At 35.1% G+C, this 15,611-nt stretch carries 20 protein-coding genes; 14 read left to right on the forward strand and 6 right to left on the reverse strand.

What is annotated here, in order from left to right; all coding sequences use genetic code 11:
• The first annotated feature begins 1 nt into the window (after position 1).
• On the forward strand, positions 2 to 766 hold the full coding sequence (locus tag AC2A07_RS10340; protein WP_484050320.1) for a methyltransferase domain-containing protein: 765 nt from the start codon (positions 2 to 4) through the stop codon (positions 764 to 766).
• A 469-nt stretch (positions 767 to 1,235) separates the two neighbouring features.
• On the opposite strand, the gene AC2A07_RS10345 is transcribed toward AC2A07_RS10340, so the two are convergent.
• The 4 genes from AC2A07_RS10345 to AC2A07_RS10360 all read right to left on the reverse strand — a co-directional run bounded on the left by AC2A07_RS10345 (position 1,236) and on the right by AC2A07_RS10360 (position 4,034).
• Positions 1,236 to 1,910 carry a response regulator gene (locus tag AC2A07_RS10345; protein ID WP_484050321.1) on the reverse strand — a complete coding sequence of 225 codons (675 nt, stop codon included), beginning with the start codon at positions 1,908 to 1,910 and terminating at the stop codon, positions 1,236 to 1,238.
• Entirely contained in the window at positions 1,907 to 2,473 is a 567-nt protein-coding gene (locus AC2A07_RS10350) for a sensor histidine kinase (RefSeq protein ID WP_484050322.1), read from the reverse strand. Before AC2A07_RS10350 ends, AC2A07_RS10345 begins: the two co-directional genes overlap by 4 nt.
• 191 nt (positions 2,474 to 2,664) lie before the next feature.
• On the reverse strand, positions 2,665 to 3,087 hold the full coding sequence (locus AC2A07_RS10355; RefSeq protein WP_314498362.1) for a hypothetical protein: 423 nt from the start codon (positions 3,085 to 3,087) through the stop codon (positions 2,665 to 2,667).
• Between the two features lie 215 nt (positions 3,088 to 3,302).
• A complete protein-coding gene (locus tag AC2A07_RS10360) occupies positions 3,303 to 4,034 on the reverse strand; it encodes a hypothetical protein (protein WP_314498365.1) in 732 nt (243 codons plus the stop codon).
• Between the two features lie 219 nt (positions 4,035 to 4,253).
• On the opposite strand from AC2A07_RS10360, the gene AC2A07_RS10365 reads away from it, so the two are divergent.
• The 10 genes from AC2A07_RS10365 (at position 4,254) to AC2A07_RS10410 (ending at position 12,240) form a co-directional block, all read left to right on the forward strand.
• Complete coding sequence (locus tag AC2A07_RS10365; RefSeq protein WP_484050323.1) at positions 4,254 to 5,018, forward strand: enoyl-CoA hydratase/isomerase family protein; 765 nt, start codon at positions 4,254 to 4,256, stop codon at positions 5,016 to 5,018.
• Between the two features lie 131 nt (positions 5,019 to 5,149).
• Positions 5,150 to 5,881: a hypothetical protein gene (locus AC2A07_RS10370; protein WP_314498369.1), complete on the forward strand. Its 732-nt coding sequence runs from the start codon at positions 5,150 to 5,152 to the stop codon at positions 5,879 to 5,881.
• Positions 5,882 to 6,060: 179 nt separating this feature from the next.
• Positions 6,061 to 6,678 (forward strand): hypothetical protein, encoded by a 618-nt coding sequence (locus tag AC2A07_RS10375; protein WP_314498370.1) that lies wholly within the window; start codon positions 6,061 to 6,063, stop codon positions 6,676 to 6,678.
• A gap of 480 nt (positions 6,679 to 7,158) precedes the next feature.
• Positions 7,159 to 7,449: a transcriptional regulator gene (locus AC2A07_RS10380; protein WP_314498373.1), complete on the forward strand. Its 291-nt coding sequence runs from the start codon at positions 7,159 to 7,161 to the stop codon at positions 7,447 to 7,449.
• Between the two features lie 66 nt (positions 7,450 to 7,515).
• Positions 7,516 to 7,806, forward strand: coding sequence for a hypothetical protein (locus AC2A07_RS10385; protein ID WP_314498375.1), 291 nt, complete (start codon positions 7,516 to 7,518; stop codon positions 7,804 to 7,806).
• Between the two features lie 134 nt (positions 7,807 to 7,940).
• On the forward strand, positions 7,941 to 8,780 hold the full coding sequence (locus AC2A07_RS10390; RefSeq protein WP_484050324.1) for a metallophosphoesterase: 840 nt from the start codon (positions 7,941 to 7,943) through the stop codon (positions 8,778 to 8,780).
• Positions 8,781 to 9,091: 311 nt separating this feature from the next.
• Positions 9,092 to 9,577 (forward strand): Coq4 family protein, encoded by a 486-nt coding sequence (locus AC2A07_RS10395; RefSeq protein ID WP_484050325.1) that lies wholly within the window; start codon positions 9,092 to 9,094, stop codon positions 9,575 to 9,577.
• Positions 9,578 to 9,641: 64 nt separating this feature from the next.
• Positions 9,642 to 11,015: a DUF4153 domain-containing protein gene (locus tag AC2A07_RS10400; RefSeq protein ID WP_484050326.1), complete on the forward strand. Its 1,374-nt coding sequence runs from the start codon at positions 9,642 to 9,644 to the stop codon at positions 11,013 to 11,015.
• Between the two features lie 44 nt (positions 11,016 to 11,059).
• Positions 11,060 to 11,602, forward strand: a complete 543-nt coding sequence (locus tag AC2A07_RS10405) for a hypothetical protein (RefSeq protein ID WP_484050327.1) — start codon at positions 11,060 to 11,062, stop codon at positions 11,600 to 11,602.
• 122 nt (positions 11,603 to 11,724) lie between these two features.
• The gene (locus tag AC2A07_RS10410; protein WP_484050328.1) at positions 11,725 to 12,240 is read left to right on the forward strand and encodes a hypothetical protein; all 516 of its coding nucleotides are present in this window, start codon (positions 11,725 to 11,727) and stop codon (positions 12,238 to 12,240) included.
• Between the two features lie 137 nt (positions 12,241 to 12,377).
• On the opposite strand, the gene dtd is transcribed toward AC2A07_RS10410, so the two are convergent.
• The gene (gene dtd, locus AC2A07_RS10415; RefSeq protein WP_484050329.1) at positions 12,378 to 12,827 is read right to left on the reverse strand and encodes a D-aminoacyl-tRNA deacylase; all 450 of its coding nucleotides are present in this window, start codon (positions 12,825 to 12,827) and stop codon (positions 12,378 to 12,380) included.
• A complete protein-coding gene (locus AC2A07_RS10420) occupies positions 12,828 to 13,286 on the reverse strand; it encodes a hypothetical protein (RefSeq protein WP_484050330.1) in 459 nt (152 codons plus the stop codon).
• A gap of 108 nt (positions 13,287 to 13,394) precedes the next feature.
• On the opposite strand from AC2A07_RS10420, the gene greA reads away from it, so the two are divergent.
• The 3 genes from greA (at position 13,395) to clpX (ending at position 15,550) form a co-directional block, all read left to right on the forward strand.
• Positions 13,395 to 13,865 carry a transcription elongation factor GreA gene (gene greA, locus AC2A07_RS10425; protein ID WP_314498389.1) on the forward strand — a complete coding sequence of 157 codons (471 nt, stop codon included), beginning with the start codon at positions 13,395 to 13,397 and terminating at the stop codon, positions 13,863 to 13,865.
• 38 nt (positions 13,866 to 13,903) lie between these two features.
• Entirely contained in the window at positions 13,904 to 14,293 is a 390-nt protein-coding gene (locus AC2A07_RS10430; protein WP_484050331.1) for an HIT family protein, read from the forward strand.
• A 63-nt stretch (positions 14,294 to 14,356) separates the two neighbouring features.
• Positions 14,357 to 15,550: an ATP-dependent Clp protease ATP-binding subunit ClpX gene (gene clpX / locus AC2A07_RS10435; protein ID WP_484050332.1), complete on the forward strand. Its 1,194-nt coding sequence runs from the start codon at positions 14,357 to 14,359 to the stop codon at positions 15,548 to 15,550.
• Positions 15,551 to 15,611 lie beyond the last annotated feature (61 nt).

Here is a 15,611-nt window from a genome sequence, read left to right on the forward strand (position 1 = left end):
AATGCCCTGGAATCCCGAAATTTATAATCAGTTTAAAAGCCTCCGATATCAGCCTTTTTTTGATCTGATACATTTGATATCGGGCGAACATCTTAAAAAAGCTATTGATATCGGTTGTGGAACTGGTGAGCAGACTCATATTCTTTCCGAAAAATTTAATCATACAGAGTTTCTGGGGATTGATTCTTCTGCTGAAATGCTCTCTGAATCCGGATCTTTCCAGAGCGATAGAGTGAATTTCCATAAAATGCCTGTTGAGGAAATAATCAAATCAGAAGAAAAGTGGGACCTGATCTTCAGTAATGCAGCATTACAGTGGTCAGATAATCATGATGTCTTATTTCCAAAATTGATTTCTCTATTAAGTGAAAATGGTCAGTTTGCGGTACAGATGCCGATACAGGCAGATAATATTCTGAATCAGATCCTGTTTCAGCTGGCATCTGAAGAGCCATATAAATCACAGCTTCATAACTGGAACAGAGTTTCACCGGTTTTAAGCATTGATCAATATACTCAGCTGATGTTTGATGCGGGATTAAAAGATCTGAATATCTCTGTCAGGGTTTATCCGATTATTACAGATGATTCTGAAAAACTCTTTCAGTTTATTTCAGGCTCTGCTCTGATTTCCTATATTGAAAGATTAGATGAGACCAGAAAGGATGACTTTGTCACAGAATATAAAAAGAGAATTGGAGAACACTTTAAACGTTTTCCGGCAATTTATGCTTTTAAGCGTATGCTTCTCTATGGGAAAAAATGAATGTCTTATTAAAAACAAAACCTTTGATCTATTTCAAAGGTTTGTTTTCATCATCGTGTGATAGAATCATTGGTGAAATCACTTAGTGTAAAAGAGTTCTCATGGTGGTTAGTTTTTTTCGAAATAATATTATTCTATCTTTAATGATTGTATTGATCAGCTAAATCTCTGTGTTTTTCTTATGTTTTCTTTAAAAGTAGATAAGGGTTTAAACATTGATTGCATTTGATATTTCTGTTACCTGAAGCTTCCTCTGTTAATATCTTCTTTCTGTGATCATAAAATAAATCCGATCTTTTTTTGCCTTAGCGATGCCACAAAGTAACAATGTAATCAAGGATTAGCATACCGTAGAAAATACCAATCTTACAATTCAGTATTTATACGTAACGGGTGTTTGCAGTATAAAAAAAACCTTCAGTATTTGAAGGTTATATTGTATTGCAGAAAAACTTTAATCTAAAAAAAATCAGAGTTTCACCGGAAGTGAGTAAATTTCGTTAACAACTGCATAGATGACAATTCCTACTGTGTTTTTAGCGCCTATCTTATCTAAAATTCTCTGTCTGTGGCTTTCTATGGTTCTTGGACTAAGAAATAATTTTTCTGCAATCTCATGATTGGTCAATTCTTTACAGATCAGCTTTACCACATCTTTCTCTCTCTCTGTGAGTTCGTCCTCAAGATCAAATAAAGATTTTGTCTTTGGAGGATTGTTCATATAGGAGAAAAGCATCTGATGATCTTCTGCAGTGAAATACAACCCCGTTTTGTATACTTCAGTGATCGCTTCAATAAATGCTTTTTTATTTGAATTTTTAGGTAAAAAAGCAGAAACGCCAAGTTTGATCATATATCCTAAAATACTGCTTTTGTAGTGAGAAGAGAGGATAATAATCTTAAGATCCGGATATTTTTGTCTTAAAATTTCTACTAACTCAAACCCATCCATCGGTTTCATCTGAATATCAACGAGAGCAATGTCCGGAAAGTCTTCAGGGCTGAGGTTGGGCAAATTTTCTAAAAAGTCAGGACCATTGTTTGATGTAATCGTAACAGATATACTTTTTTCGAGAGAGAGCAGCATTTTCACACCCTCCAGAATAAGCTCCTCATCATCTACTAAGGCAACTTTAATTTTCATATTTCAGTATTTTTGGGAATTATAATAATCAGTCTGCTTCCATGGTTCAGCCTGTTTTTCCACTTGAAATAAGCGTTGAGAGACTGTATTCGGGCTTCGATGTTTTTCAGCCCCATTCCTTTGCTTGCCTGCTGATAGTCAAAACTCTCTCCGTTATCTGATAAAATAACAGTCCTGCTATTTTTGATATCCCTGATATAGATGCTCATTTCGGTAGCTTTGGAATGTTTGATGACATTAGTCGTAAATTCCTGGATCATACGGTAGATCTGCACTTCTGTAAAAATATCTTTCTTTTGATATTCAGGATTTACATAAAGAATAATTTTTATCTTATTTGAAAGATTGGTGATCAGTTCTTCTACATATAAAACAAGTCCGAGTTTTTCTAAGTTGACGGGGTATAACGAGTGGGAGATACTTCTGGCAGAATCGATAAGCTCAGAAATCTGGTTTGAGATTATTTTTTCTGATGCCTCCTTGTTGTCAGCATTCAGATTTTGGAGCCAGAGAGAAAGAATATTGAGCCGGTTTCCTATATCATCATGAATCAGGATTGCCATTCTTTTCCTTTCTTCTTCCTGAGTTTTGGTGTTTTCCAGCGCCAGATTTTTCTGATGTTGGATTTCAGCTTCATACTGAAGGTTTTTTTCTCTGACGATCCGGTCAATGAAAAATTTGTAGGCTAAAAAAACAAATACAATAATGATTATCAGTACGACAATCAGTATTAAAAAAAAGCTGATATTAAGGGTTATTTCTTTAATTTTAAAAATGTATATATGAGTGAGCTGTAAAATATGAATAGAAGGATGTTATTTGTACTTAAGATAATAAAATAGGTTTTTTCAGAAAGTGATGTCAGCTGATGCTGAAGTATAAAAATAAATACAGAAACTGAATAATACATGAAAATAAAAGCATCTACGGACAGAAAGTTATTGGCTTTCTTCCCGCTTTTTATTTCCTGTAAGAGTGTATATCCTGCAAAGCAGATAATGATTATATTGGAGATTACTTTTATATAATCATTGGTGAGAGTCATACATTGGTTGATAATCAATAGTCCGGCAGTTAAAATGGATGCAGGAACTATCCAGTAATCAGATAAAGATAATTTTTTAATGTATAGAGTCGTCAGGATTAAAAACTCTCCCCCGATAAATATTGGATACATGAAAGAAGTATTCTTAAAGCCGAATACTTCAATCAATGTATTTGTCACGATTTCTATAATAAGTAAAAAAACACAATAATATAAATACCATTTCTCTTTATTTCCCAGTAAAAAATACTTCCGTAATCCTGATAAACAGGCAAAAAACAATAATCCGTAGGAGAAATACAGTGAGATAAAATAAAGAGACTTCATGGTTTATACGGTGCTGTCATTTAGCAAACCGGAGGGCATGGCCTTGCATAGTTATAAGTGTTTGATACACTGAAATCAGGGCTGATATCACTCCCAAGTAAATTTTTCTGGAAAGAAATGAAAACAAGACTTACCAGTACTCTCTGGTAAATGTCTGAAAATTTAAGCGCAAACGAGCAGATGATATTCGTTGTGCTGCTCTGGTCGTGAAGAAGGTCATCCTTTGATATGAAAAAACGTCTGAAAATTCTTTTACCACCAAATTCATTGTCCTCTCTCTGAAACCATTCCATACCATTTTCTCTCCAATCCTCGATTTCTTTTACTGCAATCTGCTGTTCTGCAGCAGGCTGGCTGAGGATAGGGAAACTCATGTCTGAATCTGTAGAAGTTTTTGTAAGATCTTTTGATAGAATACTTCTGTTGACCAGCGTATATTGCTTTAACTCCTTTAACTCAATGTCGTGTTGAAGGCTTTCAAGAATTGAATAACAGTAATCTTCAGTTGTTTTCAATCCTCCTCTGGCATCTCTCGGTACCAGAATCAAAACCACCTGTCCATTTAAAATTCCCATATCCAAACGGAAATTTTTGGTGTATTCATCTTCTGAATTCAGTTTTTCAATCTGTTCTGCAGAAAGTTCAAAAACATAATTTAAAGGAATAAGTCTTTCAATCTCAGCATAGTTTGAAACGGTATTATTCCATTCATTAATTGCTGACAGATAGGCTTCATAATTCATTTTTTGCATAGGTTTAGTTTTAGCGATAAAAGTAGATAAATTTAATTTTTAAAACAATAATTTACCCTTAATTTTTTGATAATATAATAGGGTTTTAAAGTATGTTGCATCATAATATTAAGCATATTATTTTATCGTGATTTAAGTTATAAAATTTAATCATTCATTTACTTTTTTAGAAAGATTAAAGTATTTTTGTATTATATATTTTCAATTATATTTACACACATGAACGACTTTGTACTATCAGAAATTAAAAATAATATTGCCGAAATTACTTTCGGAACTCAAAAAAGCAATGCTCTTCCGGGTGTAATTCTCGAAAAACTGGCTCAGACTATCTTGGATGAGGGATCGAAAAATGAAGTAAAGGCAATTTTAGTTAAAAGCGCAGGTGAAAAAGCATTCTGTGCCGGCGCTAGTTTCGATGAATTATTAGCTATTGATGAACTGGAGGCATCAACGAAATTCTTTGGAGGTTTTGCCAAAGTGCTCAATGCCATGAGAAACTGTGGTAAAATAGTTGTTGTAAGAGTACAGGGTAAAACAACCGGAGGTGGAGTAGGACTTGCCTGCGGTGCAGACTACTGTTTTGCGACTAAAGATTCTGCTTTGGCATTAACAGAGATCAATTTGGGAATCGGTCCTTTCGTCATCGGTCCTTATGTCGAGCGTAAGATCGGGAAATCACAGTTTTCCGCTATGGCGATTGATGCAGATTTCAGATCCGCAGAATGGGCTGAGCAGCATAATATCTATCATTCCGTTTCTGAAACTGTAGCTGAAATGGATTCCAGATTAGAAAAATTCCTGAATACTCTGGCTTCAAGAAGCGAAGATGCTTTAGCTCTGATCAAAAAAGTATCATGGGAAGGGACAGAGCATTTTGATCAGCTGATGCCTGCAAGAATTCACATGAGCGCAAGTCTTATTCTGGAGGATTCTGCTAAGAAAAACATTGAGTCAATCAAAGAAAGATTGAGAGCGAAATAAATTTAAAGAGGTTAATGACCGTCTTTACAGTAATTACAAGAAAACCACTCCATAAAAAGGGTGGTTTTCCTGTTTAAGGGTATAGCAGAGTACGATAATTTTGTATAAAATAATTTATAAAACTTTTTATTATGAAATCAAGATTTTTTTTAGGTCTGCTGCTTACCTTAACTTTGTTTGTAAGCTGTAAGAATGAAGACAGCGAAGCTGTACCACAGCCGGAAGCTTTTACTTACAGTGCTGTAACACAAATGAGTACCGGAAATACATCTGTTGCAGGAACTTCTGCGCCTGCAGGATTTACATGGAGTGAAGTGAAAACACCTCAAAGTACCTGGGGACTTAACGGAACAATTACAGACCGTATGCTTGCAGATGATTTTCAGATTCCGGCGGGTGAGAAATGGAATATACAGAACTTTTATTTCTATGCCTACCAGACCGGTTTCTCAGGAAGTACATTTCCGATAAGTGAATTTTACTTTGAAATATATGCTTCTGATCCTTCAGTTACCGGAGCTGTAAAGGTTTATGGCGATACAGTATCCAACCGTTATGGATCTGCGGAAGAAACCAAATGGTACAGAATATTGCAGGGCCAGCAGGATAACACAACCAGAAAAATTTACAAAATGAAAGTAAATGCCCCTGATCTTAATCTTACTGCAGGTACTTATTGGATAAAATGGGGATCAAAGGCTTCATCCGGAAGTCACTTCTATCCACAGCTTCCTCATGATGCTGCCAAACTTAACAACGCACAACAATACATCGTTTCAAGTTCTACATGGGTAAATCTGGAGGATGGTGGACAAAGAGTAAGTTTCCCGTTTGAAATTTCCGGTACAAAACTTCCTGATTGAAAGAAGATGCTCACCAGACTAAATCACAAAGACCATTCTGCTTAAGAGAGTGGTTTTTGTGCAATGTATAATGTCCATAGTAAGTGAGTGCTTTTTATAGTGCATTTTTTTAAAATACTTCAATAAAAGTTTGGTCAGTTAAAAATAAAACATAACTTTGTAATTCAAAGTTCTTTTATATGGAATCAAAAAACTATCACGAAGACTTATCACACATCCGCTCAATGATGGAGCGGTCTTCCCGATTTATTTCGTTAAGCGGTTTGTCTGGAGTCGTCGCTGGTTTGACGGCGATTATTGGGGCAGCTTACGTTTGTTTTGTGTTCCAAAGAGAAGGGATTGATTATTTTGACGGTGACAGGAATATTTTCGGCAGAGACCTGGTACTTGAGCTTGTCATCATCGGAGCTGTCATTCTTGTTGTTGCCATTTTAAGCGGATATATTCTTACGGCTAATAAAAGCAGAAGGCAGGGGCTGAAAATCTGGGATGCCACGACCAAAAGACTTTTGATTACTTTCGCAGTGCCTTTAATAACCGGTGGTTTATTTTGTCTGGTACTGCTTTATCATCATTTGTTTGTACTGGTTGCTCCCTCAACACTGATTTTTTACGGATTGGCTTTGGTAAGTGCAGAAAGATATACTCTGAAGGATATAAAGTATTTAGGTTATTGCCAGATTATTCTGGGATTAATGTCTTTTTTATTTTTAGGATGGGGATTGATTGCGTGGACCATAGGTTTTGGGGTACTGCATATTGTGTATGGTTTAATTATGCATAAGAAGTATAAGTAGAATGGATTTTTCGATTTTCTTATGTATGTTATTTCTAGCTTTAGTTGTTTTCAGCATTACTTTTATAGTAATCAGAAATAAAAAGAAGCGTTTTTTATTCAGTTTGACAGTGAAAGTCATTCTTACTCCAGTTATATATTTTTCAATAGTTGTTGGACTTGTTTATTTGATACACATAGAGAAAAATAGGGAATTTGATCAAGATATCTGGAAAGAAAGTAAAGCCGAAAGTAAGATGATAAAGTATGAGATGATTGATGATCTTGTAAAGAATGAATTATTAATAAAGATTCTGCCGAAGTGAAAAGCATTTTGGGGGAGGCGGAGTACAAAAATTATAAATCAAATTATTGGCAATACTATGCAGGTATGGGAAACGGATTTGGATTCGTTGAGCATTTACTTATTGTAAGATTTAGAAATAATAAAGTGTTTCAAGTTGAACACAAACGAAGACAGGATTAATTTATATTAACAGTTATGATCAACATTTCAAAACTCAACAAAGAATTCGAAAGCCGTGTAAGATTAGGTATTATGTCTGTTCTTATGGTCAACGACTGGGTTGATTTTTCTGAAATGAAAAACCTTCTGGAAATCACAGATGGAAATATGGCAAGCCACAGTAATGCTTTAGAAAAAGCAAGTTACATCGAAGTGAAAAAAGAATTTGTAGGCAAAAAACCTAAGACTTCATACCGTGTAACACAGTCAGGAAGAATAGCTTTTACAGAACATGTAGATGCATTAGAAAAATTAATAGGCAGATAAAGATTATATTTTTTTGAAAATTAACTTTGAAATACAAAGTACTTTATAAAATAAAATTAACCAAAAATGATGACACAAAAACAAACAACGTTAGCAATTTTTGCTGTTCCGGCTTTCTTATTGACGGCAGCATTTTTAGGAAACCTTTTTGTAGAAGGCTGGAACTGGTCAGTATTTGACTTTTTCGTGGCAGCAATTCTGCTTTTTGGAACTGCAGGCTTAATTAGTTTGGTGACAATTCTCGTCAAAAACAGCAATTCTAAAATCTTAATCAGTCTCTTCATTGCAGTGATTCTTATTTTAGTCTGGATGGAATTGGCAGTTGGGCTTTTCGGAACTCCGTTCGCCGGTAGCTAGTGGAATTTTATTTCTAAATGATTCAAGAAAAATAATTTCCCGCAGATTGAGCTGATTTCTTATCCAATTAATAGGTGCACAATCGGCCTAATCATCCAAAATTAAATCAAAAACAAACACTTCAACCATTTACCATGACCAGAAAAAATTTCCTCAAAAGGCTTTTGCAGCTTTCGGCAGTTGGAGCTTTGCCACTTCTTTATTCATGGCAGATTGAGCCATTTTGGGTAGAATTTGTACAAAGAAAACTGCCCGTTAAAAATTTACCTGAACATCTTGAAGGAAAGATCCTGATGCAGATCTCAGACCTGCATGTGGGAGACCGTTTTGACTGGAATTTTCTGATTGAATCCTTCCGCAAAGCTCAATATTTTAATCCGGATTTTGTTGTGTACACAGGAGATTTTGTCAATCACGGAACTTCAGAAGATCATGAAAGTTTAAAAAAGGTGATGGCAGAAGCAATTTACGGAAAATTGGGAACTTTCGGAATCCTCGGCAATCACGATTATGGCAAAGCCTGGGGAGATTTAGGTTCGTCTCAAAAAATCTGCAGAATTCTTCAGTACAGTGGCGTAACCATGCTGAATAATGAACAGAATGAATCTCACGGATTAAATATCATCGGGTTCGATGATTTGTGGTCACCCAATTTTGACCCGATGAAAGTAATGAAAGATTATGATGCCGAAAAAGCAAACCTGGTTCTCTGTCATAATCCCGATGTCTGTGATTTAGATGTCTGGAACGGTTACCAGGGATGGATCCTCAGTGGCCATACCCACGGAGGGCAATGCAGGATTCCCGGAGTGATCACGCCGGTTCTTCCGGTAAAGAACAGGAAATATGTTTCCGGAGAAATTGACCTTGAAGACGGAAGAATGCTCTACATCAACCGCGCTATCGGACATTCATATCAGGTAAGATTTATGGTTCGTCCGGAAATAACGGTTTTTACATTAACTCAGTCTTAAATAATGGTAATGAATAACAAAAACATCATTTCAATTGGAAAGTTTTTCTTTTGGCTCTCATTTATTCTAGGAAATATCAGCCTTTTCGGATATATAGTTTTAAGGAATGATAAATTCGCCTTGGGAGGCTATCTACTTCTGATTTTTGGTACACTGATTAATTTGTCAGCAATATTAAGTTTGGTAATGTATGGTTTAATCAACAAATCACAACTTAAGACTTGCATGAAAGCATCGGCAATAATCTGTATCAATATTCCAGTTGCAATTATCTATTTCTATATCGGAATCTCACTATTAAATATTTAAGTATGACAAATTTACGCATCCGCTTTATCATTTTTATGTACGAAAATTCACAGAAACAGTACAGGAAATATTTTAAAAAGAAAAAACGGCAATGGCAGTTCAATGAAAAGCAGCTGCTGAGTTTCGATCAGGATTCATTGGGAAGAACATTAGGTGAATTTTATCATACCCATGGCTTCAGAATGATTCCTAAAATGGAAAACCATGATGTTTACCATTTGATTACCGGTTTAGGAACGAATATTCAGGACGAAATTGCTATGCAGTATCTGCTTTTTGGCAATGGAAAACGAAGTGCCTATCTTTTGGGTGTTCTCACTTTAGGAACCATTGTTTTTCCTGAATATTATAAAATATATCTGAATTCCTACCGTAAAGGTAAGGACATGAAAGCCTTTCATTACTGGGATTTTGAAGAGCTACTCTGGCAAAATTTTGATCATCTTAAAGACTTCATCCGTAAAAAAGAAACTTCGGTTTTGTACTAGTACAGGCCTTACTTAACCGCTGAAAGTCTCTTATTACAGAATATTAAATTCAAAAATTTTACACATGAAAACACATCACTATATATTTTTTACAACTGCCTTATTTGCTGTACTTTTTTACAATGAAAATCTCGGGATTAACCTCGGAATTTTAACAACCGTATATGCTGTGCTGACCTTCTTTAAAACTCCGGTAAACAACAGGACAAAACAATTTACTGTTCTTATGGTAACCAGTGTGTTTTCGGGGATGGCTTTTGCATGGTACGGAGATTTTGCCTCATTTCTGGCAGTTGTAATTTCACTTTTACTGCTTTCTTACCGTTCAAGAGAAAGAAAAATGAGAATTCTTTTACTGATCCCTGTATTCGTAGTCAACTGTTTTACATTTGTCTGCAGAGTTGTCAATGTTGACCGGTGGCTTCCAAAACAAAATATATCCGGACTTTGGCAGAAAACAGTTGCATTTATTTTTATACCTCTCTTTTTCGTTTCAGTATTTTTCGGGATTTATTCTGCCGGCAGTGATCATTTTGCAGGCCTTTTTACAGATTATGAGCTAGATGTTGACCTTTGGCAGTTGCTCTGTATTTCCCTTTTAGGATTTTTTATAGCTTTTAATTATTGGAACTATGCTGTAGAGAAACTTATCTACAAACAAAATCATATTCTTGGGAATGATTTTCAATATAAAGATAAAATTCAAGAGCCGACTTATTCTTTTTTAGATTTAAATTCTGAGCGGATGAGCGGAATTATTTCTTTCTTCTGTTTAAACATTCTTCTTCTGTTTTTTATCATTACATTTAATTATGAACAGTTTTACGAAACTGTGAAAACTCCGAATAAGCTTTCTGAAGAAACTCATGAAAGAGTAGGTGCTGTTATCATGTCCATCGTCATGGCTATTCTCGTGATCATGTTTTACTTTAAATCAAATTTTAATTTTGATCCAAAAGCAGGTCTAATGAAAGTTTTAGCAAAGATTTGGATTGCTTTCAATGCTGTCCTTGTCATTTCTGCGATGTTGAAAAATACAGAATATATTGCCAGTTACGGTTTTACTTATAAACGTCTTGGAGTTTATGCTTTTCTCATTTTGTCATTGATGGGTCTGATCATGACTTTCATAAAAATTCAGATGAAGAAAAAGAATGTCTACCTTTTTAATGCTTTGATATGGTATTTTTATGGAACAGTTTTAGCATGCAGTTACATCAATTGGGGCGGAATGATCACCTCTCAAAATCTAAAAAGAAATAACTTTGACTTCAGTTATCATCTGAAATCAGTGAATTTTGGTGAAAAATATCTGATGGAATATGCTCAGAAGAAAAACAGTCAGAAGATGAAAAAGGAAATTCTGGAAAAAGTAAAAATTGAAAAATCCAAAACGCTGCTATCAAAAATATTGTATTATGATACCATAACACAATAATATTTTGCCTGCAGTGATTTTTAGACCATTAAAAAATATATCAAATGAAAAAATCAGTTTTATTAATCATACCCCTAATGATTTTATCATGTAAAAAAGAGGCCTCTATTTCAGATACAGCAAATAAAGATTCTGTTATCGTAAGTGAGCAGCCAGCTCTGTCAGCAGGGTCTGATTCTGTTTCATTGAAAATGAAAGATTCTGTAATAAACAATGCACCCGCGACAAAGGAAGTATTGAGAACCGGAGTGATGAGAGAAGAAAAGGACAGGGTGATTATACGAATGGCTGACGGTGAACGTCTTCCCTTCACAATTGGCGAGGAATTTACAGATAAACATGACAAGTTGATTTTAAAAATAGGCAATTTTAATAAATCAAAAATTACAGCAAAGATAGCAACCGGACAGCAGGATTTTAATATAAGATTTAATCAGATAAAGCTGCCTGACGGGAAAATGGATGGTCCTTTTTCAAGGGAAATCACTTATGATGTTCCCACATCCGGTGAGGTTTGGCTGATTATCGGCAAAAATAATATGGCAGATGGCAAAACAAAAGGGAACTTTTCTGTCACAGTAGAGTAGATTGCTTTTGATGAATAATCGAAACTGCAAAATATGAATGCAAAATCGCCGTTATTTAATGATCTTTATCAAAATTATGGATCGACCATTTAATCTAATTTTAATACAATAATTTTCGAATAATGAAAAAAATATTTCCAATAGCAATGATAGCTTCTGCAGCAATGATAAGTTGCGGTGCAGTACAGTCTCTGGTACAAAACACTTTTCCGTATACAGCAAATGTTTTAGTATCCACAGGAGTTCCTGCAGATAAAGAAGTTTCTTCAACAGCAACAGCAACAAATGTTCAGACATGGTTTGGCGGCAACAATAATGCTCAGATCAAAGATGTGAGAATTGCAGATGCGAAAATATCAGTGGTTTCCCCTGTGGGAGGAAATCTCAGTGCTCTTAAATCTGTAAAGATATATATATCATCCAGTGGAACAGGAGAAAGGCTGGTGGCTTCAAGGTCAGGGATTTCATCAAATTCTACAAGCCTTAATCTGGATCTGAACAGTGAAACAGGATTTTTAGATGAGGTTGTAAAAAGTACAGGAGTCACTGTAAGAACAGTCTACGAATTAAAAAACCAGACGAGTTCCGATATGAATCTTAAAGTAGCCCTGAACTTCAGCAGTGTACCGGTAAGATAAATGAATCATCAGCATACAACGACAAATGCTTTCTTTTACAGAAAGCATTTGTCGTTGTATGAAAGATATTAGATCAGGTTGAGAAATCGTAACCGTTTACATAGGTTTTACCTACGGTAATTATGCAAGTCAGAAATCTAAATTTTTGTAATAGAATCCATAACAATCGTCACCGGGCCGTCGTTGATTAAAGAAACCTTCATATCTGCTCCGAAAATTCCACTTTTAGTTTTCAGACCTGATCTTGCTATTTCTTCTTTAAAGTATTCAAACAGAGGAATGGCTTTTTCGGGGTTTGCTGCTTTGATAAATGAGGGGCGGTTTCCTTTTTTATAATCAGCAATCAGGGTAAATTGGCTGATACAGAGGATGTCTGCTGAAATGTCTTTTACTGATAAATTGAGTTTTTCATTTTCGTCTCCGAAAATTCTGAGATTTAAAATTTTATTAATCAGCCAGTCAGCATCAGGTTTTTCGTCCTGTTCATCAATCCCGATAAGAAGTACTAATCCTTTTCCGATTTCTCCGACAATGGTTCCGTCCACTTTTACATTGGCTTCAGAGGCTCTTTGAATTACAACCTTCATTTAATTATAAATATTTAAATTTTTAGATCCCGCATCATAATTCCAGAAATAAGTCTTTGGAGGAACCGAAGAAACAGCTGTTGGCTGACCGGTGATCAATATCCACGTTGCGTTATCTTTAGGGCAGAGAATGCTGATATTGTCTTTGATTTCCAATGTGGTATTGTTGTCAGGACACAGATGTGGAGCGTTTCTGTCATAGACCTTAAAAGAAGCGGGGCTGTCGCCGGTTCTTACAACGATAAGTCCTCTTGTTCCTGATTGTTGTTCGTCAATATAAATAGGCTGTCCGACGAAGTTGAGGTTGTTGTATAAAGGGCTGTTCAGGTTTAAACTTACATTGATTGGAGAGTTGGGGAAACAGCTTACCGTATCTTCACGGCTGCCGCATGAGTTTATGTTTAATAAACTGAAAGTCAACAAGATGAAAAATGATATGATTGAGGAAGTTTTTTTCATTTGAATATAAATTTTTATATATTTGTAAAACAATAACGATTAACACGCAAAAACATTGTCCGACAAATGTCGGATAATTTTTTTATACTAAAACAAAATTTTAAGATTATGGCGAGCTATGTAACTAAGGAAGGATTAGATAAAATGAAAGCCGAGCTTGAGCAATTGGAAAAGATAGAGAGACCAAAAATTACTCAACAGATTGCAGAAGCAAGAGATAAAGGCGATTTGTCTGAAAATGCTGAATATGATGCAGCCAAAGAAGCTCAGGGAATGTTGGAAATGAGAATTTCTAAATTGAAAGATATTGTTACCACTTCTAAAGTGATAGACGAAACTCAGTTGGATACGTCAAAAGTTTCTATATTGACTACTGTGAGGCTGATGAATAATGACACTAAGAAAGAGCAGGTTTTTAAATTGGTTCCTGATAACGAAAGTGATCTCAAAACAGGAAAGATCTCAGTGAATACACCTATCGCAAAAGGCTTATTAGGCAAAGTAATTGGTGAGACAGCAGAAATAGTTTTGCCAAATGGAAATAAATTGTCATTTGAAGTGTTGGAAATTACATTGTAATTAGTCAACATCATCGTAAAATTATAATTTCAGAAAAAATGAGCTCAATATTCACAAAAATCATCAACGGAGAAATTTCCGCATATATCATTGCGGAAAATGATGATTTCATTGCCTTTTTAGATGCAATGCCTTTGGTAAAAGGTCATACACTGGTGGTTCCAAAAAAAGAAGTTGATCTGATTTTTGATCTTGAAAATGATGACTATAAAAACCTTTGGGGATTCGCCCAGGAAGTTGCTAAAAAAGTCAAAAATGCAGTCCCGTGCATAAGAATAGGAGTCGCTGTCGTAGGGTTAGAAGTCCCTCACGCTCATATTCATCTTATTCCCTTACAAAAAGTAGAGGATATGAATTTTAAAAACGAGCGCCTGAAATTGTCTGTAGAAGAATATACAGAAATTCAAAATTCAATCATTAATTCTTAACAAAACAAGAGATCGTAAAAGAGAAATTTTTTACGATTTTCTTTACTTATATTTTATATTAAAATGAATGCAAACCAATGTTCTTTCTGTGGCAAGAAAAGAAATGAAGTGCAAATGTTAGTCTCAGGACAAAACGGATATATTTGCGAAAACTGCATCGAGCAGGCACATTCTATCGTTAAAGAGAGTGTTTCTCCTACCGGATATTCTCCAGCAGAGTCTATTGATGAATTAAAAAAACCCAAGCAAATAAAAGAATTCCTTGATCAGTACGTGATTGGTCAGGATCAGGCAAAAAAACAACTGTCAATCGCTGTTTACAATCATTATAAAAGATTGTTGCACGCAAAAGACGAGAACAGGGAAGTTGAACTGGAAAAATCGAATATCATCATGATTGGTGAAACGGGAACCGGTAAGACCTTATTGGCAAAAACAATTGCTAAAGAGCTTAATGTTCCGTTCTGTATTGTTGATGCTACGATTTTAACAGAAGCAGGTTATGTAGGTGAAGATGTTGAAAGCATCCTGTCTAGACTTCTGATGGTCGCAGATTACGATGTTGAAAAAGCAGAGAAAGGAATCGTATTTATTGATGAGATCGATAAAATCGCAAGAAAATCTGATAATCCAAGTATAACAAGGGATGTTTCAGGTGAAGGAGTACAGCAGGGACTATTGAAGCTTTTGGAAGGAAGTATTGTGAATGTTCCGCCACAGGGAGGTAGAAAGCATCCGGATCAGAAATATATTCAGGTAAATACTCAGAATATTCTTTTTATTGCAGGTGGCGCTTTCGATGGTATTAAGGAGATTATTGAAAGACGAATGAACAAGCAGGCTATCGGTTTCAGTGCAGAAAAAATAAATAAAGTTGGAGAAGATGATTATGTGTTAACAAATATTAATGCAATTGACCTTCGTACTTTTGGACTGATTCCTGAACTTTTGGGAAGATTTCCTATCATTACATATTTGGAAAAACTCACCAAGGAAACAATGGTAAGAATCATGACCGAGCCTAAGAATTCTATTACCAATCAATTCGTCGAATTGTTCAAAATGGACGGTACAAAGCTTATTTTTACGAGCAGCTCAATAGATAAAATTGTAGATGAAACTATGGAAAAAGGTTTGGGAGCCAGAGGTTTAAGAGGAACTACCGAAAAAGTATTGGAAGACTATATGTTTTCGATCGGAGAAGATGAAGAAATCACATTAACGGATGAGAATATTTTGATTAATAAGACGATATGATATTTTTTTTCAAAAAAAATTATATCTTTGTCGGTGAAAATTGTATTAACACACAAAAATA

It is taken from the genome of Chryseobacterium sp. HNCC26DJ238 (assembly GCF_057180465.1).